The sequence below is a fragment of the Nocardia sp. NPDC051832 genome, assembly GCF_040681285.1.
Classification (GTDB): Bacteria; Actinomycetota; Actinomycetes; order Mycobacteriales; family Mycobacteriaceae; genus Nocardia.
The window spans coordinates 2,032,565-2,052,661 of sequence record NZ_JBFAYL010000001.1 but is presented as its reverse complement, the minus strand read 5'-3'; the positions used below and the strand labels follow the sequence as shown (position 1 = coordinate 2,052,661).

Below are 20,097 nucleotides of genomic sequence, written 5' to 3'. Positions count from 1 at the left end.
GCCGAACCGGCACGTACCCGAGGTGTCGTCGGCGCGGCTGGGTGGAAAACGGGGCTGAGCACCGCAGACTGGTCGGTCATGGACCAGTTGGTGCTGATGCTCACGCTGCTGTTCGCGACGATTCTGGCCGAGCCGCTGGCGCGGCGGATCGGGGTCGCGGCACCGGTCCTGATGACACTCTTCGGCTGCGCGGTGGCGCTGATTCCGATGGCGCCGCGCATCCACCTCCCACCGGATCTGATTCTGCCGCTGGTGTTGCCGCCGCTGCTGTACGCGGCCGCCCGCCGGACCTCCTGGCAGCAGTTCGCCGAGAACTGGGGGCCGATCGCGCTGCGTGCGGTCGGGTTGGTGGCGGCGACGGCGGTCGCGGTGGCCGCGGTGTTCCATCGGTGGTATCCGGGGGTGCCGATCGCGGCGGCGATCGTGCTGGGTGCGATTGTCGCACCGCCGGATCCGGTCGCGGCGACGGCGCTGGCGAGCCGGCTGGGATTGCCCCGCCGCTTGGTGGTCGTGCTCGACGGGGAGGGGCTGTTCAACGACGCCACCGCCATCGTCATCTACAGCGCGGCCGTCCAGGCGGTGCTGACCGGGCACTTCTCCACCGCGCACGCCGCGGGCGAGTTCGTGGTCTCCGCCGTCGTCGCCGTGCTGGTGGGCCTCGTATTGGGCTGGGCGGGCACCAAATTGACCGCGTATCTGGCGGAGGCGTCCTGGCAGGTGGCGCTCAGTCTGCTGTTGCCCTTCGCCGCTTATGGTTTCGCCGAAGCGTGGCACGGGTCGGGGGTGCTCGCGGTGCTGGTGTGCGCTCTGTATCTGACCGACGCCGTCACCGATATCGGCGATCGGGACTACCGGCTGGTCGGGGATTCGTTCTGGGAGATCACCGAAATGCTGCTGGCCGGTTTCGCTTTCGGCCTGATCGGGCTGGAGCTGGGCACGGTGCTGGAGGCCACCGGCCACGATTGGCCGCGGCTGCTCGGTGTCGCGGGCGCGGTGATCACGGTGGTGGTGCTGCTGCGGCTGGTGTGGCTGATGGCCACCTGGGCGCTCGGCCAGGGCTGGTGGCGGCGCTTGGACGCGGACGAGCCCTATACCTGGCGGGAAACCATCGTCACCTGGTGGGCGGGCATGCGCGGGGTCGCCAGTGTGGCGCTGGCACTGGCTATTCCGCTGCTCACCGAACCCGGCGCGCCGTTCCCCGGGCGCACCGAGATCCTGTTCACGGCGTTCGCGGTGGTCCTGTTCACGCTGCTGGTGCAGGGGCCGACCCTGCCGCTGGTGGTGCGGCTGACCGGCGTGCACGCCGACACCAAAGCCGAACGGGAGCTCGAACGGCAACTGTGGGATCGGGTGATGCGCGCGCAGCTGACCAAGCTGAAAGAGCTTGCCGCGAGCGAGAATCTGCCGGATGAGCTCTATGAGGGATTGCGCGAGCAGTTCCGTCAGCGCATGGCGCGCGCCGATCCGCAGGCCGCCGACGAAGAGGACGCCCGGGCCCAGGCGATGCAGGACATGCAGTTGATGCGGAAGGTGCGGGAGGAGATCGTCGACGCGGGCCGGCACGAGGCGCTGGCCGCCCGCCGGGAACCGGGCATGCCGCCGGACGTGGTGGATCGGGTGACCCGCCGCCTGGATCTGGGGCGGGCCAAACCCGTCTAGCGCCGTGCGTGCTCGAAAAACAGCTGGTCCAAACGTTGTTTGGGTTGGTATTTGCCGGGAATAGCTTCCTGTGTAATGCACACTCCAGCAACCACGGGATTGTCATGATCATTCTCATCGGGCTGCTCGTCCTGATCGCGGCGGTCATCGTCGGCGCCGCCGGCGTTGCGGCGAACAGCGGCGAATTCGACGCGGCCACCGGAAAATTCGAAGTTTTCGATTACAGCTTCACCGCGTCGGCCGGTGAACTGTTTCTCTACGGCATGGTCGTCGGGGCCGTCGGAATGCTCGGACTAGCGCTGCTGCTGGCCGGAGGCTGGCGTGCATCCTCGCGGAGCCGGGCCACGCGCCGGGAATTGCGGCAGACACGCCGCGAAGTGGCGGCCGCACAGCGGGCCACACAGCCGCAACCTGCGGCCAAGCCATCGACCGAGACGAAGCCGGTGTGGAGCATGAACCGCTTCATGCCCAAGTCACGCGGTTCGGTGGACGTCACAAAAGCCTGACGATCAACGTTCGATCGTCGAGAAAGGGATAGCACCATGATTGTTCTCGGACTGGTTCTTCTGGTAGTCGGCTGGCTGCTCGGAATTCCATTGCTCACCACGGCAGGCATCATTGTTTTGATCATCGGCCTGGTGCTGATGATCGCCGGCTCGGTCGGCCGTCCGGTCGGCGGCCGCCGCCACTATTACTAAAAGGTTGTGCGATGTCAGGGTTTAACGACCGTCCCCAGGGCTCCGGCCCGCGACGGGAAAATCGGTTCCAGCATCAAATCCAGGCGACCACAGGCAAACTCAAGAAATTCCTCGGACAGGCGACGAACAACCGCCGCCTCGAGGCGGAGGGGCGCCGAGATCAGTCCCGCGGCAACCTCAAGCGTGCCGTGGACAAACTGAGGGATGCCTTCAAACGCTGACCTGGTCGCAACGATGCCGGCCGACGGGCACCGGGCCCGTCGGCCGGCATCGGCGTATGCGGCTCGAGCGGCTACGAGACCGGGTCGATTTGCGGGAGGGTGGCCGGCGGGATGGGTGGGATGGATCGGGCCAGCAGGTCGAGAACGGTGGCGTCGGTGACATCCTCGAAGCGCTGGTACCACTGGGCGATGGAGTGGAACATAGCGGGGGTTTCCAGGCAGACGACATTGTCGGCGGCGCGGCTGAGGCTGCGGATGGCACGCGGGGAGCCGACCGGGACGGCGAGAACGACGCGATCGGCGCCGCGGGAGCGGGCGACCTCGATCGCCGCGCGGGCAGTGGCGCCGGTGGCCACGCCGTCGTCGACGATGACCACGGTCTTGCCGTCCAGGGGGGTGGGGGTGCGCTCGCCCCGGAAACGCAGGATGGTGCGGGACAGGGTGTGCTGGGCTTCGCGTTCCACGCGGAGCCGTTCCGGGTCGGAAACGAAGGCGCGCAACAGGATCGGCTCGTCGATGACCTTCACGTCGTTGGACCCGATCGCGCCGAACACCAAGCCGGGCTGGAACGGCACTCGAAGTTTGCGCACCACTTCGACTTCCAGCGGCAAACCGAACGCGGTAGCCACCTCGTAGGCCACCGGTACGCCACCGCACGGGACGGCCAGCACCACGACATCGGAACCGCGGAATCCCCGTAGCCGCTCGACAAGTCGCCGTCCGGCATCACGGCGATCATGAAATGGCATCTACGGGACCTCCTGAGTCGATTGCGCCACGGGTCGAGCCGCGCTGCTGGACTCGGAGAATGTCTGTAGCTTACGCCCGAACTGGACGGGTCGCGAGCGCCGGTGGGCGCATCGGGCACGCGGCCTCATCCCACGCGGTGCCGGCCGGACCGGGGTTCCCCGGGCGGCCCGGTGCCGACTCCGGATGCCTGTAACCACCGGTTGTTCGCCCGATCGACCAGGTCGACGACCTTGTCGTCGAGCACCTTGTCGAATACCCGGTACCACTGCCCGATGGAGTGGAACAACTCCGGTGTCTCGAGGCAGACCACATTGTCGGCCGAGCTCGCCAGGTGCCGGATCGGCCGGCACGGGCCGACCGGTACCGCGAACACGATACGGACCGCACCGCACTGCCGGGCGCTCGCGCAGGCGGCCTGCGCGGTGGCGCCGGTGGTGACGCCGTCGTCGACGATCACCGCGGTCTTGCCCGCCAAACCGATCGGCTCCCGCTCCTTGCGGTAGCCGAGTACCTTGCGTCCCAGCTCTTCTCGCTCCGCCAGTAGCACCCGCTGGCCCACCTGCTCGGAAACGAAGGCCCGGACCAAGGGCTCGTCGTCGATGACGCGCACGCCGTTCTCGCCGATGGCGCCGAAAATCAGCGGCGCCTGAAACGGCACCCCCAGTTTGCGGACGACCACGACGTCCAGCGGCACCCGCAGGGCGATCGCCACCTCGTAGGCGACCTCGACTCCACCGCCCGGCACTCCGAGCACGACCACATCGTCGCCGCGGAACGCGCGCAGGCGTTCTACGAGCCGTCGGCCCGCGTCGCGACGGTCGAGAAAGGGCATGGGAGTCCTCCTGAGTGTGGGTGATCACGAAGGGTGAGCCGCGCTTCGGGACTCGGGAGAGGACTCGAATTCTAACCACCTGATCAGCTGATCAGGGATCTAAACGGCGTTATTGGCCGTTGCCTTCGGAGAAGTGCGGTCGGCCCTCGGGTTCCGCGCCGGTGACGGTGCGGATGACATCGCGGGCGATCGCCACGAGTTTGACGTTGCGATGCTGGGAGGCGCTGCGCAGAATGTCGAAGGCCTGCGCTCGGGTACAACCCCGTTGCCCCATCACGATTCCCAGCGCCTGATCGATCAGGGACCTGGACGCCAGCGCCGCCCGCAACTGGGCGGTGCGGTCGTTCTGGCGGGCCACCGTCAGCGCCGTCGTGAGCAGCACGCTGGTGTGCTCGCCGGTCAGCTTGATCGCCCAGCGGGTCTGCTCGTCGAATCCGTTGGGCGTGGTCGCATAGAGGTTCAGCGAGCCGATCGGCCGCCCGTCGGCGAGCAGCGGCTGGGAGTAGATGGACCGGATCCCGTGCGCCATCACTCGCGCCGGGTAGTCGCCCCAGCGCAGCTCCCGCGCCACATCGGGCACCGAGACCGGCTCGGCGGTGTTCATGGCTTCCAGGCAGGGGCCGGTGCGCTGCTGGAATTGGATCTCGTCGACCCGGCTGGCCTCGGCGCCGGTCGCGCCGACGGTCACGGTGTCGCCGGCCCGTTTGAGCGAGACACCGGCCATGGGCCGGCCGGGCAGCATCCGGGAGGCGACCGCCGCCAGTTCGCGGAGCGAGGCTTCGATATCGCTGGTAGACAGCAGCAGTGCGGTCAGTTCCGACATTCCGGAGACGAGTTCGTACGCGGTGCTCTCATCGTCTCGTTCTCTCAACTCCTCCGACATGGCTCACTACCTCCGTCGGTCAGCAAGGTGCGCCACCGGTGCGCCGGGACGGCTGCGGGGGGAGCGCCCGCGGTCCGGCGCCGTGGGTCCCGGCTCGATGCTGGGCCTTAGCGGTGGTCTCGAACTTGGTTAGCGGTTACCCGCTCGACGGCGACGAAAACGGTTCCGTCAGATTCCGGAAAGCCCTGCCAGTTGCCCGATTCCATAGGTCACGGCCATCGCGAGCGCGCCGCCCAGCACCACGCGCAGTACCGCCCGGGCGCGGTCGCTGCCGCCTAGCCGGGCGCTCACCGAGCCGGTCAGCGCCAGCGCGATCAGCACCGCGACGAAGGTCACCGGGATGCGCAGGTGCACCGGGGGCAGCAGGATCGCCAGCAGCGGCAGCAGCGCGCCCACCGTGAACGACACCGCCGAGGACGCCGCCGCCTGCCAGGGATTGGTGAGTTCTTCTGGGTCCAAACCCAATTCGGCCTCGGCGTGCGCGGTGAACGCGTCGTGGGCGGTGAGTTCCTCGGCGACCTTGCGGGCGGTCTCCGGGGTCAGGCCTTTGGCGGTGTAGATGCCCGCCAGTTCTTCGAGTTCGGTCTCGGGTTCCTCCCGGAGCTCGCGGGCTTCCTTGGCCAGCAGCGCGCGTTCGGAATCGCGCTGGGTGCTGACCGAGACATACTCGCCGACCGCCATGGAGATCGCGCCCGCGCTGAGTCCCGCGACGCCGGCGGTGAGGATCGCCGAGGTGCTGGTGGTCGCCGCGGCCACGCCGACCACCAGACCGGCGGTGGAGACGATGCCATCGTTCGCGCCGAGCACGCCCGCGCGCAGCCAGTTCAGCCGCGCCGAGAGTCCTTCGGCGTGCGGTTCGTGCGGGTGCGTTCCGTTCGTCGGCTGGGCCATGCTCCGGACACTATCCGCTCACGCCGGGACTCCGGCGGCAGCGCGCAGTGTGTCCGCCAGCCGTACCGCGAGCGCGACGATGGTGAGCGTGGGATTCGCGTGCCCGGTCGTCGGGAATACCGAACTGCCTGCGAGGTAGAGGTTTTCGACCCCGTGCACCCGGCAGTCGGGGTCGACGACGCCGTCTTGCGGCCGCGCCGCCATCCGGGTGGTCCCGGTCGGGTGTGCCCAGTCGGTGAGCTGCACCGGCAGCGTGCTGCCCACCCGAGCCCAGTCGTAGAGCGCCGGTTTCGGGTAGCCGAGGCGCGCGAACTCCTCCACGGCCAGCACCGCGGCCCGCCGCACGGTGCTGTCCTCCTGCTCGTGCACCCGCCAGTCGATGCGGGCCAGCGGCATCCCGAGCCGGTCCACCCGGTCGCTCAACGTGATCCGGCTGTCCGGGTCGGGGACCTGTTCGACCATGCAGCGCAACTCGATCCGGTCCAGCTTGTGCGGCAGCCCGGCGTGCTGAATCAGCCGGCGCCGGGCGCCGGCCAGCAGCAACCCGGAGTTCGCGAGCGCCACGCGCGCGTCGTGCCGGGTGCCGCGCCCGCGCATCAGCTGCTTCACCGAATCCCACGGGTCGTCGTCGGCGGGCACCTCCTGCAACCAGAGCGCGCAGTTGAGCAGCTGCTCGGTGCGCTGCACCGCCGGCGCGAGCGCCAGGCCGTGCAGGAAGGTATGCCTGCCGTGCGCGCTCTTCACCACGTACTTGCCGAACCGGTCCAGCGCCGCGGCGGCCTGGGCGGGCGCCAGCGCGCCGACCGCACCGCAGCGGTGATCCATCAGATAACGTCCGACCAGGCCGTGCCGGTTGCCGACGCCTTCCGGGCGGATCCGGCGCGAGGCCAGCAGCAGGCGCGGACTGGTGATCCCGCCCGCCGCGAGGACGAACCACTTGGCCCGGACGGTACGGGGATTGGGGTCCGCGACCTGGAGCGCTTCGACCCGGGTGCCCGCCGGGTCGGTGTCGATATGGGTGACGGTGGCGTTGATCAGGATCCGGACATTCGGCGCGGCAAGGTCTTTCATGTGCTTGCCGAAGCGTTTGCAGTCGAACGGATCGACCGGGTCGCGACTGATCTGCCAGAAATAGGGACGAAACCAGCTCGGGTCCAGCGATTCCCGGGGCTGTGGGCGTCCGGCCAGCTGCCAGAACGCGTCGTCGGTGAAGCCCGCGCCGCGCCCGATGCCGATGTGGCGGGCGGCGCGTTCCAGGTACGCGTCGAGGTCGGTGATCGGCCAGCCGGAGCCGGGAACCCAAGGGCGGCTGCCGAAATCGAGCTCGTCGAGCAGGCCGCAGCGCCCGCTCCAGGTATGCGAATTGCCGCCCAGGATCCGATCGCCGGCCACCCGGCCGGTCCCGGCCCGGGGCGCCCCGGCATTGTCGATGTCGTCCAGTGCGTTGGCCGCCTCGGTGGCCTCCCGTCCGCCGCTCTCCAGCACCAGCACCCGCAGTGCTGTCCCGGCGAGCTCCGCGGCGAGCGTCGAACCGGCGGGGCCGGAACCGATCACGCAGATGTCGGCGGTCAGTTCCTCGTCGGCGACCATGGATAGCTCATCGATGCGCATCAGCGTTCCTCCCTACGCCGCGGCCATAGCGGACACGGCATACTCCGATGCCCGTACCGGCATGGTTTTCGGCGAGTTCGAGAGCCGCCCGGGTGCAGACGTCGGCATGTGTGTGATCGGCGGAAAGCCGTTGATCGATACGCGTCTGCCCCCGTTCCACCCCGGACTCGCAACTCTCCCACTTTAAGAGGGGTGAACGCTTTTCACTCGGGGTTCAGCAACCGCGGTGCAGGAACGCGCGAATATAGCCGCCGGACTGGCGGATATACATCCAGGTCCAGAACTTGACGCCGGACTCACTGGGGCTGGCCACCATGGTCAGTTCCCCGTCGAAACACTTGGACACGATGTAGCGGGCGCGCGAGACGTGCGGGGTGTAGGTGACCACGATGATGTGCCGCCAGCCGAATCGCGCTGCGCGGCGGCGGATCTCCTGCGCCTCGCCGTCGGTGGTCCACGGGTCCGGGATGAAGCAGTGCACGGTGAAGTCGAACCGCCCGGCGCAGTACTTGTCCATCACCGTGTCGTCGTTGCCCGTGGACCGGGAGATCAGCAACTCCGGCGCATATCCTTGCCGCGCCAGGTCCAAGCCGAGGTCGAAGCGCTCGTAGGCGGTTCCGCCGAGCACCACGATGGCGTCGGCGGGACGCAGCGGATCGGTCTGCGGATGAATGTAGACCGGGACTCCCGCCACCCCGAGGAGGGCGACGAGCGCGATCAACAGCAGTCCAGCTCGTCGCAGGCCCGGCACCTTTTCGACGATACGTGAAACGGTGTGCGGCCTAGCGGCGCACCTTCCGGACCGGAGTGGGATGCGGCATGAGCTTGCGGTGGATGAGTTGCAGCGCCACCAGCAGCAGCATGGACAGGGTGGCGGTCAGCAGGTCGCCGAGCAGCACGGCGAGGATCGCGAAACCGCCGAACAGAGGTAATTCGAGCATGGCGCACCAGCCGAGAATCCGTAGTCGGGTGGCGTTGGAATCCAGCCAGCGCACGCCGTCGTCGATGATCTCGCGCGCCGTCACCGGGCACACCATGCCGTCACCGACCTGGATGAATCGGTGGATCGCCTCGTCTCGGGACAACTCACCGAGCCAGGCTCGATCGATCAGCCGCTTGCCCTCCTCGGCAACCTCTCTGACCGTGTCCATCCGGCCCCTTCCTCACCCGTCCTCCCGGCGAACGCCAGGATCCGCGGCAGAAGTCTAGGGGCCGCCCAGGGCAGTGCCTAGAGGTGATTCGCGCCGCCTGCACCGTGTCCGCACTCATGCCGGACCGGTGCGCGGGACCTGGTGCGCGGCTGGCATGCTGACGCCCATGATCAATCTGCGGGGTGCACGGTGGATGGCGGGTTTCGCGGCGGGTGCGCTGCTGCTCGCCGGTTGTAGCGAATCGAAGTCGCAGGGCAGCACGGCGGCGCCGAGCACGCCGCGCGATCAGCTGCTGCTGACCCAGGACGAATTCCCGGCCGGCGCAAAGAAAGTCGACGTGCCGAAGGACAAACTGGAAGCGGCCGCGGCGGATATGGCCGGCATGCAGGACACCGCGACGCTCACCCCGGTCGAATGTGCCGCCACCACAAAGGATCTCAACAACGCCAGCAAGGCACTGCTGGCCGACTCCGCCGTCGCGGCGGCGACCGACACCAAATCCGGTGTCATGTACATCGAGTTCGTCGCCGGGCGCACCGGCGATCTGGCGGCCGTCACCGCGGGCAACAAGACCTGCGGTGAGGTCTCGATGACCAGCTCGGTCGAGGGCAAGCAGATCAGCACTGTCGCCAAGGTCGAAAACCTCAGCGCGCCCGCGGATTTGAAGAGCATCGACGCGATCGCCTTCCGCACCACCACGACCTCGACCGTCGGCGCCGGCAAGCCGCTCACCTCGGTCGGGTACCAGGGCATGGCCGTGCTGCGCGGCACCACCGTGGTCGTGCGCGCCAGCGCGCTCAAGGATTCGCTGGACGAGGCCGCGTTCCAGCAGCTGTTCGTGGCCGCGGTCCGCAAGGTGGAGAAGGCGTCCTAAGCCTCGCGGCGCACGGCGCTGGGGGTGCTGCCCCACCAGCGCCGGCAGCTGCGGGTGAAGGTGGCCTGCTCGGAAAAGCTGAGTAGCGCGGCGATTTGCGTCATCGGCATGTCGGTGGTGGTCAGATAGCGGCGGGCTTCGGTGCGGCGAACCTCGTCCAGGATGGCCGCGAAGGTGGTGCCCTCCGCGCTGAGCCGCCGTTGCAGCGTGCGCGGGTGCAGCGTGAGCAGCTTCGCCACGACGCCGATCTCGGGCGGTGTGGTGCCGAGCAGCTGCTGAATGGCGGTGTGCACCTGCGGCACGATGGAAACGCCCGCGCGCCTGGCCTGTTCGGCCAGGAAGGCGATGGCCAGCCGGTGCAGGTTCTCGTCACCGCCGGTCAGTGATCTGCCGGTGAGGCTGCCCGGCACGCGCAGGACGGCGGCGGGGCGGCCGACCCGCACCGGCGCGCCGAAGAAGTCCTCGTAGGCTCGCAGCGGGGCCTGCGGGTGATAGGGGAGTTCGACCGAGCGCAGGCCGTAGCGTTCGCCGGCCAGGCGCTGAATGGTGCGGTGCAGGAAGCCCAGGCCCAGGTCGGTGCCCTGCACCGGGGTGGGCTGGCCCGGCGGGACGCCGTACCGCAGGGCCACGACGCCGCGGTCTTCGTACGGGTCGGGTTCCACGGTGAGGCTCAGCGAGCGCGCGTGCACGAACAGATAGCGCGAGGTGCACTCCAGCGCGTCGGCCAAGGTGGGCGAATTGCGGATGGCCAGGGCGAGCGGGCCGAGCATGTCCAGATCCTGCCGATAGGCGATGCGCAGGCCCAGGTCAGGACAGTCCAGGCGGTGTGCGGCCAGCTCCAGGATGGCGGCCATGGCTTGATCGGGGACCAGCAGGTCGTCGGCGTCGAGTGCCGCGACGGGCAGTCCGACGGCGGTGGCCATGTCCTCCGCGTCGGCGCCGAGTTCGGCCACGACCGCGCGGAAACCGCGCAGCCCCGCGGACCTGATCACCGACATGTCGTTCAGAATCAAATACTTGTCGCGCAAAGTCAAGAATCTGGTCGGCCGCTTTTTCACACTGGAGGCATGAACGCTGAGGTTCGGGACCATGTCGATGTCGTGATCGTGGGTGCGGGTCTGTCCGGGATCGGCGCGGCCTACCGCCTGCAGACCGAATGCCCGGGTAAGAGCTACGCGATCCTGGAAGCTCGCGACACCCTCGGCGGCACCTGGGATCTGTTCCGCTACCCCGGGATTCGTTCGGATTCCGACATGTTCACTCTCGGCTACCCGTTCAAGCCCTGGCGCGACGCGAAAGCCATCGCCGACGGCCCCTCGATCCTGCGCTACATCAAGGAGACCGCCGCCGAGTTCGGGATCGATCAGCACATCCGATACCGGACCAAAGTCGTTGCCGCCGAGTGGTCGTCGGATATCTCGCGCTGGACGCTGACGGTCGAGACCGAGTCCGGCGAGCGCACTCTGACCTGTAACTTCCTCTACACCTGCGCGGGTTACTACAACTACGACCAGGGGCACGCGCCCGAATTCCCCGGCGCCGCCACATTTTCCGGTCAGACCGTGCACCCGCAGTTCTGGCCGGAGGACCTCGACTACACCGGCAAGCGCGTCGTTGTCATCGGCAGTGGCGCGACCGCCGTCACGCTGGTGCCCGCGATGGCCGACGCCGCCGCCTCGGTCACGATGTTGCAGCGCAGCCCGACGTGGATCAGTGCCGTGCCCGGCCGCGACAAGCAGGCCGACAAGATCCGCGAGCTGTTGCCGCCGGACCTGGCGCACCGGGTGATCCGCACCAAGAACATCCTGTTCAACATCGGCTTCTACCAGTACTGCCGCCGCCGCCCGGAATCGGCGCGCAAACTGCTCACCGGCCTGACCACGCGAATCCTCAAGGACGAACAGGCGGTCGCCGAGCACTTCACGCCGTCCTACAACCCGTGGGACCAGCGGCTGTGCGCGGTGCCCGACGCCGACTTCTTCAAGGCGATGAAGAAGGGTCAGGCCGAGGTCGTCACCGATCACATCGACACCTTTGTCCCCGAGGGCATCCGGTTGAAGTCGGGCCGGCTGCTGGCCGCCGACATCATCGTCACCGCCACCGGCCTGCAACTGCTCGCCTTCGGCGGCATCACCCCGATTGTGGACGGCCGCAAGGTCGAGTTGTCGGACCAGTTCGTCTGGCAGGGCGCCATGCTCACCGGCATCCCCAACTTCGCCGTCTGCCTCGGCTACACCAACGCCTCCTGGACGCTGCGCGCCGACCTCACCCACCGCCTGGTGTGCAAGGTCTTGCGCCACATGGACCGCAACCGCTTCGCCGCGGTCGTCCCGGAACCCGAGGGCAATCTCTCCGAGCGCCCCCTACTCGACCTGGCCTCCGGCTACGTCCAGCGCTCCATCGCCGACTTCCCCCGCCAGGGCGACCGCCATCCCTGGAAGGTCCGCCAGAACTACCTGCTCGACACCGCCACCACCATGCGCACCAACCTGCACAAGACGCTGGCGGGCACCCGCGCGCGCTGAATTCCGGCCGGCGGGACATGGTGGCGGGGCCTTCTCGTGTGGCAGCCGGGAATTGTGCGACCAGGTCGATAGGTTTCTACGGACATCTGCCCCGAAAGGAATCGTATGGCCGGCGACTGGAACGCGAACATCATCGAGGAATTCCGAACGAACTCCGGAAAGGTCGGCGGCCCCTTCGAGGGGCGCGACTTGCTGCTCCTGACCTCCGTCGGAGCGAAATCCGGTCTACCGCGCACCAATCCGCTGGCGTTCATCCGGGACGACGGCCACATCGTCATCATCGCCTCCGCCGCCGGAGCACCCACCAACCCCGACTGGTTCTACAACGTCCTCGCCAACCCCGAGGTCACCGTCGAAATCGGCACCGACAAATTCCAGGCCACCGCCACCCCGATCACAGGCGGCTCCGAGCGCGACCGCCTCTACGCCGCCATGGTCGAGGTCATGCCCGGCTTCGCCGACTACGCCGCGAAAACCACCCGCGTAATCCCCGTCGTCACCCTCACACCAACCTCCTGAACCCAAACCCGGTCGAGTGGGCGTGGATGGCTGACTCGATGTCGTCGACTGCCTGGCGAATGGTGGCGCCGTAGGGGTCGTCGTTGAGGGTGTGTAAACAGGCGCGGGTGGAATCGATCTCGCGTTGGGCCGCTTCGAAGGAGCCGAGCTGCCGGTAGTTGTCGGCCAGGTTGAGGTGCAGCGATGGATAGAATCCGGCTACGTCGAGGGTCGAATGATGTTGTTGGACACGCTTGTTCGACAGGCTGCCGGCGGCGTCCAAGGCGCGGATGTCCCAAGCCAGCGCCTGGGCGGGATCCGGTTGCAGGTCGGCCATGAAGTGCGCGAGCGTGCACCGGTGTAGTGGATCACCCTGGGGGCCGATCGTTTTCCAGATTTCAGCGAGGCCGGTGCGGGCGCGCTCTGGATCGCCGGCCCGTCCCAGCGCCACCGCTTGCATGATCGCGTCCATCGTCGGGTCGGGGGAAACGTCGGTGCTCATAGCAATGCTCCTTGGTTGATTACTGTGATTGGTGTGATGACGCTGCTGGGTAATCAGGGCAACTGAACCGGCATGACCAGGGTGGTGAGGTCGCCGTCGGTCGCGGACCGGACCACGACCGGTTGGTCGGGCGCGGAAATGTCGAGCATGACGTCCGGGCCGACGGCAGTGGCGAGCGCTGAGCACAGGACGTCTGGCGCGAAGGCGATGTCGAGAGGAGAGCCGGTGACTGCTGCGGGCACCTGCCGGCCGCCCTCGGAACTGCCGACGGTGAGCCCTGATTCGTCGATGGACAGAATCAACGGCGTCGCGTCGTCTGCCGTGACGAGTGCTTCGCGCGCCGCTACGACTCGGGTTCGTACCGGTGTCAGACCTTGGAGCACCGCCCGATAGTCCGGGAACGGCTCATCGATCAGCGGACAGCGCCGATGGTCGCCGCCGGCGGTCAGGATCAGGAAGTCCGCCTCCGGCGACAGGCGCACCTCGCCGGCCTTCCGGAGCCAATGATCGAACACCGCGAGCTCTTCGGCGACCGCCACGGCCGACCATCGACTCGTCGCCTGGCGCGGCACCAGTGTTCGCGTCGACAGCCGGTACCGATCAGTCGCGGTCAGCACCAGGGCGGATTCTTCGGCCTCGATGAAAATGCCTGTCAGGACCGGGAATTCAGCATCGGCCGCCGCGGCCGATCGCACCTGCCGTACTGCTTCGGCCAACGTCGCCCCAGCCACGACGACTCCGCCGAGCCCCTGCTTGATCGCGGCCGCGACTTCGGCCGCCTCCCGGGCCCGCTGTTGCAGATCCCGCACATGTTCATCCAGCAGCTGCGCCGCCTCGGCGGAATCGCCGCTCAGAATCCGGCCCACCGCCTCCAACGGCACGCCGATTTCGCGTAGCCGCCGAATCGCTATCGCCCGCTCGCACTGCTCCCCGCCGTAATACCGGTACCCGGACACCGGATCCACCCGGGCCGGCGGCAGCAGCCCGCAATCGTCGTAAAACCGCAGCGCACTGGCGGTAACCCCGGTGGCTCGCGCCATCGCGCCGATCGTCAACTCAGTCACCCGGCAATCATGGAGCCTCAGGTAACTCGAAGGTCAACACCGCGGCGGCTACTTGCTCCCGGGCGTGTAGGGAATGCCGTCGGCGGCCGGGGCGACGGCTCGTCCGATGAACCCGGCGACCACCACCAGGGTGACCGCGTAGGGCAGCATGCCGAGGAACTCGGTGGGGATCGGGTTGCCGGGCATGGTGTTCAGGAACCGCTGCAGCGCGCTGGAGAAGCCGAACAGCAGGGCGGCGGTGAGCACGCCGAACGGGTGCCAGCGGCCCACGATCATCACCGCCAGCGCGACGAACCCGAGCCCGGCGGTCATGTTCTTGCTGAAGGACACATTGTTGGCGATGGTGAAGAACGCGCCGCCGAAACCGGAGAGGGCGCCGGCGAGGGTGACATTCCAGAAGCGCAGCCGGTTGACGTTGATGCCGGCGGCGTCCGCGGCGGCCGGATGTTCGCCGACGGCGCGGGTGCGCAGCCCCCAGCGAGTGCGGAACAGCAGGTAGGAGACCGCGAAGACACAGATCAGCGCCACGTACACGAAGATGTTCTGGTCGAACAGCACCGGTCCGAGGAGCGGGATGTCGGCCAGGAAGCCCAGCGAGTCCCCGACCTTCTGCACAGTGGCGGGCTGGTTGAGCGAGCCGTCGGCGCGCATCAGCCGCTCGTAGAGGAATCCGGTCAGGCCCAGCGCGAGCAGGTTCAGGATGATGCCGGTGACCACCTGGTTGACCTGGAAGCGGGTGGCCAGCCAGGCCAGCAGCAGGGTCGAGCAGACGCCGCTGAGGGTGGCGGCCAGCATCCCGATGTACGCGCTGCCGGTGACCGAGGCCACCAGCGCCGCGGTGAACGCACCGGTGAGGAACTGCCCTTCGATGCCGAGGTTGATGACGCCGGAGCGTTCCGAGACGACGCCGGACAGCGCGCCGAAGATGAACGGCAACGCCAGGAAAAGCGTTGTCGCCAGCACGAATTCGACCGGAAAGCCGACGCCGGGGGTGACGGTCCAGGACAGCGCGGCGAGGACGAGCGCGGCGACCGCGCCGCCGATCAGGACGCCGTCGAAGCGCTGCGCGAGCACCTTCGGCAGGGTCAGGAGCGCGACCCCGGCCAGAGCGGCGACCACACTGAGCAGCGCGAGCACCACGAGCGTCCCGACCGTCCAGCCGGCATCGACGGTCTGGTCCAGCCGGTAGGTGGTGGTTCGCTCGGAATCGATGAGCAGCAGCCCCAGCCCGCCCAGCAGGACGCCCGCCCCGATCAAGCCATATCCCGCCGCCGTCCGCCGCCGGAAGACCTTGTCGGACACCGCAACCTGCGGTTCGGTGCCGGTCGATGCGTTCACCAGCCCCTCGCTTCCAGAGTGTTGAGCCCGCCGCGCGGTGTCCGCAGCCGCAGCAGGGTTTTGACCAGCGCCGGTGCGGCGATGAACAGCACGATGACCGCCTGCAACAGGGTGGACATCTCCACCGGGATGGCCGGCTGCATATGCAGCGTGCCGGACTTCAGCGCGCCGAAAAGCAGTGCGGCGGCGACAATCCCGCCCGGATGTGCGCGACCCAACAGCGCCACGGTGATGCCGTCGAAGCCGTATTCCACCGCGGTGCCGGGGTTCACGGTGTACGGGTTCAGGCCGAGCACCAAGGCCGCGCCGCCGAGTCCGGCCAGCCCGCCGGCCACACCCATGGTGGTGGTGAAGGTGCGCCCGATATCCATGCCCGCGGTCTCCGAGGCGTGGGCGTTGGCGCCGACCGCGCGGATCCGGAAGCCGAACGTGGATTTGCTGAGCAGCCACCAGGTTCCGGCGGCCAAGGCGATCCCGAGCAGCAGGCCGATACTGACGCGCAACCCCGAACCGGCCCAGCCGAGCAGTTGCGGCAGCCGGGCCGAGGCATCCACCGGCTTGGAGACCAGCTCCTGCGAGGTCACCGAGTGAATGAACGTGGTGCCCAGCGCCCACATCAGGAAGTAGGCGGCGATGTTGTTCAGCATGATCGACGAGATGACCTCGTGCGCACCGGTTCTCGCCTTGAGATACCCGGGTATCGCGCCGAACAGGCCGCCCGCGAGGCCGCCCGCCAGCAGGGCCAGCGGAAGATGCAGCAGCGGCGGGAGTTCCACCGCGAAACCGACGATCAGCGCGCCGAGCATGCCGAACACGAACTGGCCTTGCGCCCCGATATTGAACAGGCCCGCCCGGAACGCCAGCCCGACCGCCAGGCCGGTGAACATGAGCGGAGTCGCGTAGGTCAAGGTCTCCGAGAGCGGCCGCAGCACCTGGTTCAGCGTGGCATCGCCCGCCAAGAACTGTTGCAGGCGGCCGAAATCGAGGATGGAGCCTTCGAAAAGATCCTGGTATGCCGTGCTGACGGCGTACCAGGAGGAACTGACCGCGTCGCCGGGCCGCGCGAACAGGTAGCTGAAGGTGCCGCGCACGCCGGGGTCGGAGACGATGATCAGGACCGCGCCGATGGCGAAGGCCAGCAGCAGCGAGTAGATCGTCACCATCACGCTGTTGGCTTCGGTCAGGTAGCGAACGAAGGTGGGGCCGAAGCCCTTTCGGCTCGGCTCGGTGTCCGGCTTGGTCGTTGTCGTATTCACGCGTCGCCTGAGGAGGTTTCGGGTCGGTGACCGATCATGAGCTGTCCGATCTCGGACCGGGGACTGTCGGGTGCTACCTCGCCCACGATCTGGCCGTTGTAGATGACGGCGACGCGATCGGACAGGGCGAGAATCTCATCCAGCTCCGCGGAGATGAGCAGCACCGCGGTGCCGGTGTCGCGTTCGGCCACCAGCCGGGCGTGGATGAACTCGATGGCGCCAATATCCACACCGCGGGTCGGCTGGGCGGCCACGAGAACCTTGCGCGGACGGGAGAACTCGCGCGCGATGATCACCTTCTGCTGGTTGCCGCCCGACAGCGCGGACACCAGCTCCTCGGGCCCCTGAGTGCGAATGTCGAACTCCGCGATGGACTTCGAGGCGACGGCCCGCACCGCCTTGTCGTCGACCACGCCACGCCGGGACAGCGGGGCCTCCCGGTACTGATTCAGCGCGATGTTCTCGGCGACGGTGAAATCGCCGACCAGCCCGTCCCGGGCGCGATCCTCCGGGATGTAGCCGAGCCCGGCGGCGATGCGCCGGTACGGATGCCAGCGGGTGACCTCGGTGCCGGTCATCTCGATGGATCCGGCCACCGGTGCGAGCGTGCCGAGAATGGCGCGGGCCAATTCGGTCTGGCCGTTGCCTTCCACACCGGCCAGGCCGACGATCTCACCGGCGCGCACCGTCAGGTTCAGCCCGTCCAGTACCGGGATGCCCCGATCGTCGAGCACCGTGAGATCCTGGATGGCCAAGGCATTTTCGGCCGGCTGAGCGGGCGACTTGTCGACCGTGAGCGATACTTCACGCCCGACCATCGCGGCCGCCAGCTCCGCCTCACCGTCGTCGGGCGAGGCTTCGGCGACCACTTTGCCGCGCCGGATGACCGTGATGGTGTCGGCGACCGCCTTCACCTCCTTCAGTTTGTGGCTGATGAAGATGATCGACATGCCCGACTTCGCCAGATTCCGCATGATCGCCAGCAATTCGGCGACCTCCGGTGGGGTGAGGACCGCGGTGGGTTCGTCGAGGATCAGCAATTCGGTATGCCCGGACAGCGCTTTGACGATCTCCACCCGCTGCTGCACGCCGACGGGCAGGTTTTCGCAGATCGCGTCCGGATCCAGCGCCAGCCCATAGCGTTCGGACACCTCGCGCACGGCGTGCCGGGCGGCGGCGCGGTCGAGAATCCCCGCCTTGGCGTGTTCGCGTCCGAGTTGGACGTTGTCGGCCACGCTGAACGGGCCCACCAGCTTGAAATGCTGGTGCACCATGCCGATTCCGGCGGCGATGGCGTCGCCGGGCGAACGGAATCGCACCGGCGCGTCATCGATCAGGATCTGCCCCTCGGTGGGTTCCAGGATCCCGTACAGCATGTTCATCAGCGTGGACTTGCCCGCGCCGTTCTCGCCGAGGATGGCGTGGATCTGCCCCGGCTGTACCACCAGGTCGATCGCGTCATCCGCGACGAAATCGCCGAACTTCTTGGTCAGTCCGCGTAATTCGAGGCGCATGCGCTACGGCTTCGGGGCGGCCGGTGAGGAGACCACCACCGTGCCCGCGACGATATCGGCCTGCAACTGCTTGATTTCCTGCTTCAACGGCTCGGGGACCTTGCTGTCGAACTCGTAGAACGGGGCCAGCGCGACGCCCTTGTTGTTCAGCGTGCCGACGTACCGGCCGTCCTTGGCGCCCTCGTTGAAGGCGTTGTCGATCGCGACCCGGATCGCCGAGGAGATGTCCTTCATCGAGGAGGTCAGGATGATCTGCTTGTATTCCGGAACCGCTTGGTAGCCATCGGAATCCACCCAGATCATGGTGGCGTTGCCGGCGTCCTTGATGGCCGAGGCGCCGCCCAGCCCGACCGGGCCCGCCACCGGGTGGACGACGTCGGCGCCCTGGGCCAGGAAGTTCTCGGTCAGCGACCGTCCCGCGCTGGTGTCGTCGAAGTTGCCCGTGAACGAGCCCTTCTGGGCCTGGGTGTCCCAGCCGAGGACGACGGTGTTGGTGTTGTGCACCTGGTTGTACTTGGCGACGCCGGCGGCGAAGCCGTCCATGAAGATGGTGACCGCCGGAATCTGCATGCCGCCCCAGGTGGCGACCTTCGCGGTCTTCGTGGTGCCGGCCGCGAGATAGCCCGCGAGGTACGAGGATTGGGCCGCGTTGAACTCCATCGAGTACACGTTGGGCAGATCGACGTGCGAGTCGACGATGGCGAACCGCTTCTCGGGGTTGTCCTTGGCGACGGTGGTGATCGCGTCCGCCATCAGGCCGCCGACGCCGATCACCAGACCACACTTGTCGTCGTCGGCCGAGGCCCGCAGGTTGGGCTCGTAGTCGGCGGTGCTGTTGGACTGCCGATAGCTGCCGGAGACCGCCTTGTTGGCGTCGACCGCCGCCTTGACGCCGTTCCACCCGGATTCGTTGAACGACTTGTCGTCCACGCCGCCCGCGTCGGTCACCATGCAGGCCCGGAACTTCGCGTCCGCGGCGCCGTAGGTGTTGCCGGATCCTTTGCCGTCCTTCTCGGCCGGCGGAGAACCGCAGGCAGACAGTAGTGCGAGTGCGACGGCGGCCCCGCCGGCGACGATGGTCTTCATGGCAGTGGCAGATCTCATCTGCTCACATTTACCCCATCCGCGGTTGGCGCGAATGAAATTGAAACATTGCTTTACACAATTTCGATTTCCGCGCCGAGATGCGCCGCCCGCACGAAAGCCGCGCAGGCATCAGGGTGTTTGCCGCCGCCCTCGTCCTCCACCCCGCTGTTCACATCGACCGCGAACGGTGCGACCACCGAGATCGCCGCGCCGACATTGCCGGGCGCCAGCCCGCCCGCCAGGATCACCGGGCAGCGCAGGTCGGCCACGATCTGCGCGCTGATCGCCCAGTCGTGGGTCTGCCCGGTCCCGCCGAGCCGGTCCTCGGTGCGCGAATCCAGCAGCACCGCGTCGCAATCCACCGCGACCTCACGCGCCACGTACAGCGCCTCCGGGCCCGTCACATGCACGGCCTTGATCACCCGCCGTCCCCGGGCCTCCTGCTTGACCTGCCGGACGGTCGCGCCGTCGACCAGGCCGTGCACCTGAATCGTGTCCGCGCCCACCCGATCCGCCAGCTCGAGGATCGCCGCGGCCTCCTCCAGATGCGTCACCAGCACCCGGTCCACGAACGGGGGCGTCAGCCCCGCCAATCGCACCGCCTCCTCGGCGCTCAGCGCGTCCTCGCTGAAATGGGTTACCCCGGAGATGAATCCGACCGCATCCGCTCCGGACTCGACAGCGATCCGCAGATCGGATTCGGACCTGATCCCGCAAATCTTCGCCCGTATGCTCATGCGGCCC

The 20,097-nt window shown here is 67.9% G+C and carries 22 protein-coding genes; 7 read left to right on the top strand and 15 right to left on the bottom strand.

The window, feature by feature from the left end; genetic code table 11:
- The first annotated feature begins 78 nt into the window (after positions 1-78).
- The 4 genes from AB0M14_RS09160 (at position 79) to AB0M14_RS09145 (ending at position 2,578) form a co-directional block, all read left to right on the top strand.
- Positions 79-1,659, top strand: coding sequence for a Na+/H+ antiporter (locus AB0M14_RS09160; protein WP_364990891.1), 1,581 nt, complete (start codon positions 79-81; stop codon positions 1,657-1,659).
- Between the two features lie 104 nt (positions 1,660-1,763).
- On the top strand, positions 1,764-2,165 hold the full coding sequence (locus AB0M14_RS09155; protein ID WP_364990888.1) for a hypothetical protein: 402 nt from the start codon (positions 1,764-1,766) through the stop codon (positions 2,163-2,165).
- A 36-nt stretch (positions 2,166-2,201) separates the two neighbouring features.
- Entirely contained in the window at positions 2,202-2,357 is a 156-nt protein-coding gene (locus AB0M14_RS09150) for a DUF6131 family protein (RefSeq protein WP_364990884.1), read from the top strand.
- A gap of 11 nt (positions 2,358-2,368) precedes the next feature.
- The gene (locus tag AB0M14_RS09145) at positions 2,369-2,578 is read left to right on the top strand and encodes a CsbD family protein (protein ID WP_364990881.1); all 210 of its coding nucleotides are present in this window, start codon (positions 2,369-2,371) and stop codon (positions 2,576-2,578) included.
- A 71-nt stretch (positions 2,579-2,649) separates the two neighbouring features.
- Here AB0M14_RS09145 and AB0M14_RS09140 read toward each other — a convergent pair whose 3' ends face one another.
- From AB0M14_RS09140 to AB0M14_RS09110, 7 genes are all read right to left on the bottom strand, one after another.
- Positions 2,650-3,327 carry a phosphoribosyltransferase family protein gene (locus AB0M14_RS09140; RefSeq protein WP_364990879.1) on the bottom strand — a complete coding sequence of 226 codons (678 nt, stop codon included), beginning with the start codon at positions 3,325-3,327 and terminating at the stop codon, positions 2,650-2,652.
- A gap of 125 nt (positions 3,328-3,452) precedes the next feature.
- The gene (locus AB0M14_RS09135; protein ID WP_364990876.1) at positions 3,453-4,160 is read right to left on the bottom strand and encodes a phosphoribosyltransferase family protein; all 708 of its coding nucleotides are present in this window, start codon (positions 4,158-4,160) and stop codon (positions 3,453-3,455) included.
- A gap of 109 nt (positions 4,161-4,269) precedes the next feature.
- Entirely contained in the window at positions 4,270-5,043 is a 774-nt protein-coding gene (locus tag AB0M14_RS09130; protein WP_364990873.1) for a GAF and ANTAR domain-containing protein, read from the bottom strand.
- A 168-nt stretch (positions 5,044-5,211) separates the two neighbouring features.
- Entirely contained in the window at positions 5,212-5,934 is a 723-nt protein-coding gene (locus AB0M14_RS09125; protein WP_364990870.1) for a VIT family protein, read from the bottom strand.
- Between the two features lie 18 nt (positions 5,935-5,952).
- Positions 5,953-7,545 carry a GMC family oxidoreductase gene (locus AB0M14_RS09120; RefSeq protein ID WP_364990867.1) on the bottom strand — a complete coding sequence of 531 codons (1,593 nt, stop codon included), beginning with the start codon at positions 7,543-7,545 and terminating at the stop codon, positions 5,953-5,955.
- Between the two features lie 214 nt (positions 7,546-7,759).
- The gene (locus tag AB0M14_RS09115; protein WP_364990865.1) at positions 7,760-8,296 is read right to left on the bottom strand and encodes a YdcF family protein; all 537 of its coding nucleotides are present in this window, start codon (positions 8,294-8,296) and stop codon (positions 7,760-7,762) included.
- A 31-nt stretch (positions 8,297-8,327) separates the two neighbouring features.
- The gene (locus tag AB0M14_RS09110) at positions 8,328-8,696 is read right to left on the bottom strand and encodes a hypothetical protein (protein ID WP_364990862.1); all 369 of its coding nucleotides are present in this window, start codon (positions 8,694-8,696) and stop codon (positions 8,328-8,330) included.
- A 166-nt stretch (positions 8,697-8,862) separates the two neighbouring features.
- Between AB0M14_RS09110 and AB0M14_RS09105 the strand changes: the two genes are divergently transcribed.
- Positions 8,863-9,570, top strand: a complete 708-nt coding sequence (locus AB0M14_RS09105; protein WP_364990859.1) for a hypothetical protein — start codon at positions 8,863-8,865, stop codon at positions 9,568-9,570.
- Here the strand turns inward: AB0M14_RS09105 and AB0M14_RS09100 are convergent.
- Complete coding sequence (locus tag AB0M14_RS09100) at positions 9,567-10,568, bottom strand: AraC family transcriptional regulator (protein WP_364990856.1); 1,002 nt, start codon at positions 10,566-10,568, stop codon at positions 9,567-9,569. The two genes, AB0M14_RS09105 and AB0M14_RS09100, sit on opposite strands and share 4 nt — an antisense overlap.
- A 69-nt stretch (positions 10,569-10,637) precedes the next feature.
- Between AB0M14_RS09100 and AB0M14_RS09095 the strand changes: the two genes are divergently transcribed.
- Positions 10,638-12,095 (top strand): NAD(P)/FAD-dependent oxidoreductase, encoded by a 1,458-nt coding sequence (locus AB0M14_RS09095; protein ID WP_364990853.1) that lies wholly within the window; start codon positions 10,638-10,640, stop codon positions 12,093-12,095.
- A 105-nt stretch (positions 12,096-12,200) separates the two neighbouring features.
- Positions 12,201-12,614 carry a nitroreductase family deazaflavin-dependent oxidoreductase gene (locus AB0M14_RS09090; protein ID WP_364990851.1) on the top strand — a complete coding sequence of 138 codons (414 nt, stop codon included), beginning with the start codon at positions 12,201-12,203 and terminating at the stop codon, positions 12,612-12,614.
- On the opposite strand, the gene AB0M14_RS09085 is transcribed toward AB0M14_RS09090, so the two are convergent.
- The 7 genes from AB0M14_RS09085 to AB0M14_RS09055 are packed head-to-tail and all read right to left on the bottom strand — an operon-like array spanning position 12,598 to position 20,090.
- On the bottom strand, positions 12,598-13,095 hold the full coding sequence (locus AB0M14_RS09085; RefSeq protein ID WP_364990849.1) for a hypothetical protein: 498 nt from the start codon (positions 13,093-13,095) through the stop codon (positions 12,598-12,600). The two genes, AB0M14_RS09090 and AB0M14_RS09085, sit on opposite strands and share 17 nt — an antisense overlap.
- Before the next feature lie 53 nt (positions 13,096-13,148).
- Positions 13,149-14,159, bottom strand: a complete 1,011-nt coding sequence (locus tag AB0M14_RS09080) for a MerR family transcriptional regulator (protein WP_364990846.1) — start codon at positions 14,157-14,159, stop codon at positions 13,149-13,151.
- 48 nt (positions 14,160-14,207) lie between these two features.
- Positions 14,208-15,497, bottom strand: a complete 1,290-nt coding sequence (locus AB0M14_RS09075) for an ABC transporter permease (RefSeq protein ID WP_364990842.1) — start codon at positions 15,495-15,497, stop codon at positions 14,208-14,210.
- Positions 15,494-16,753 (bottom strand): ABC transporter permease, encoded by a 1,260-nt coding sequence (locus AB0M14_RS09070; RefSeq protein WP_364990841.1) that lies wholly within the window; start codon positions 16,751-16,753, stop codon positions 15,494-15,496. Before AB0M14_RS09070 ends, AB0M14_RS09075 begins: the two co-directional genes overlap by 4 nt.
- Complete coding sequence (locus AB0M14_RS09065) at positions 16,750-18,267, bottom strand: ABC transporter ATP-binding protein (RefSeq protein WP_364990838.1); 1,518 nt, start codon at positions 18,265-18,267, stop codon at positions 16,750-16,752. Before AB0M14_RS09065 ends, AB0M14_RS09070 begins: the two co-directional genes overlap by 4 nt.
- A gap of 3 nt (positions 18,268-18,270) precedes the next feature.
- Positions 18,271-19,371 carry a BMP family ABC transporter substrate-binding protein gene (locus AB0M14_RS09060; RefSeq protein WP_364990835.1) on the bottom strand — a complete coding sequence of 367 codons (1,101 nt, stop codon included), beginning with the start codon at positions 19,369-19,371 and terminating at the stop codon, positions 18,271-18,273.
- 53 nt (positions 19,372-19,424) lie between these two features.
- Positions 19,425-20,090, bottom strand: coding sequence for a phosphoribosylanthranilate isomerase (locus AB0M14_RS09055; RefSeq protein ID WP_364990833.1), 666 nt, complete (start codon positions 20,088-20,090; stop codon positions 19,425-19,427).
- Positions 20,091-20,097 lie beyond the last annotated feature (7 nt).

Coding starts and splice junctions, on each gene's coding strand:
- AB0M14_RS09090 (WP_364990851.1), top strand. CDS start 12,201: ATGGCCGGCGACTGGAACGCGAACATCATCGAGGAATTCCGAACGAAC.
- AB0M14_RS09060 (WP_364990835.1), bottom strand. CDS start 19,371: ATGAGATCTGCCACTGCCATGAAGACCATCGTCGCCGGCGGGGCCGCC.
- AB0M14_RS09150 (WP_364990884.1), top strand. CDS start 2,202: ATGATTGTTCTCGGACTGGTTCTTCTGGTAGTCGGCTGGCTGCTCGGA.
- AB0M14_RS09130 (WP_364990873.1), bottom strand. CDS start 5,043: ATGTCGGAGGAGTTGAGAGAACGAGACGATGAGAGCACCGCGTACGAA.
- AB0M14_RS09105 (WP_364990859.1), top strand. CDS start 8,863: ATGATCAATCTGCGGGGTGCACGGTGGATGGCGGGTTTCGCGGCGGGT.
- AB0M14_RS09145 (WP_364990881.1), top strand. CDS start 2,369: ATGTCAGGGTTTAACGACCGTCCCCAGGGCTCCGGCCCGCGACGGGAA.
- AB0M14_RS09085 (WP_364990849.1), bottom strand. CDS start 13,095: ATGAGCACCGACGTTTCCCCCGACCCGACGATGGACGCGATCATGCAA.
- AB0M14_RS09160 (WP_364990891.1), top strand. CDS start 79: ATGGACCAGTTGGTGCTGATGCTCACGCTGCTGTTCGCGACGATTCTG.
- AB0M14_RS09120 (WP_364990867.1), bottom strand. CDS start 7,545: ATGCGCATCGATGAGCTATCCATGGTCGCCGACGAGGAACTGACCGCC.
- AB0M14_RS09125 (WP_364990870.1), bottom strand. CDS start 5,934: ATGGCCCAGCCGACGAACGGAACGCACCCGCACGAACCGCACGCCGAA.
- AB0M14_RS09065 (WP_364990838.1), bottom strand. CDS start 18,267: ATGCGCCTCGAATTACGCGGACTGACCAAGAAGTTCGGCGATTTCGTC.
- AB0M14_RS09135 (WP_364990876.1), bottom strand. CDS start 4,160: ATGCCCTTTCTCGACCGTCGCGACGCGGGCCGACGGCTCGTAGAACGC.
- AB0M14_RS09100 (WP_364990856.1), bottom strand. CDS start 10,568: ATGTCGGTGATCAGGTCCGCGGGGCTGCGCGGTTTCCGCGCGGTCGTG.
- AB0M14_RS09055 (WP_364990833.1), bottom strand. CDS start 20,090: ATGAGCATACGGGCGAAGATTTGCGGGATCAGGTCCGAATCCGATCTG.
- AB0M14_RS09110 (WP_364990862.1), bottom strand. CDS start 8,696: ATGGACACGGTCAGAGAGGTTGCCGAGGAGGGCAAGCGGCTGATCGAT.
- AB0M14_RS09140 (WP_364990879.1), bottom strand. CDS start 3,327: ATGCCATTTCATGATCGCCGTGATGCCGGACGGCGACTTGTCGAGCGG.
- AB0M14_RS09095 (WP_364990853.1), top strand. CDS start 10,638: ATGAACGCTGAGGTTCGGGACCATGTCGATGTCGTGATCGTGGGTGCG.
- AB0M14_RS09155 (WP_364990888.1), top strand. CDS start 1,764: ATGATCATTCTCATCGGGCTGCTCGTCCTGATCGCGGCGGTCATCGTC.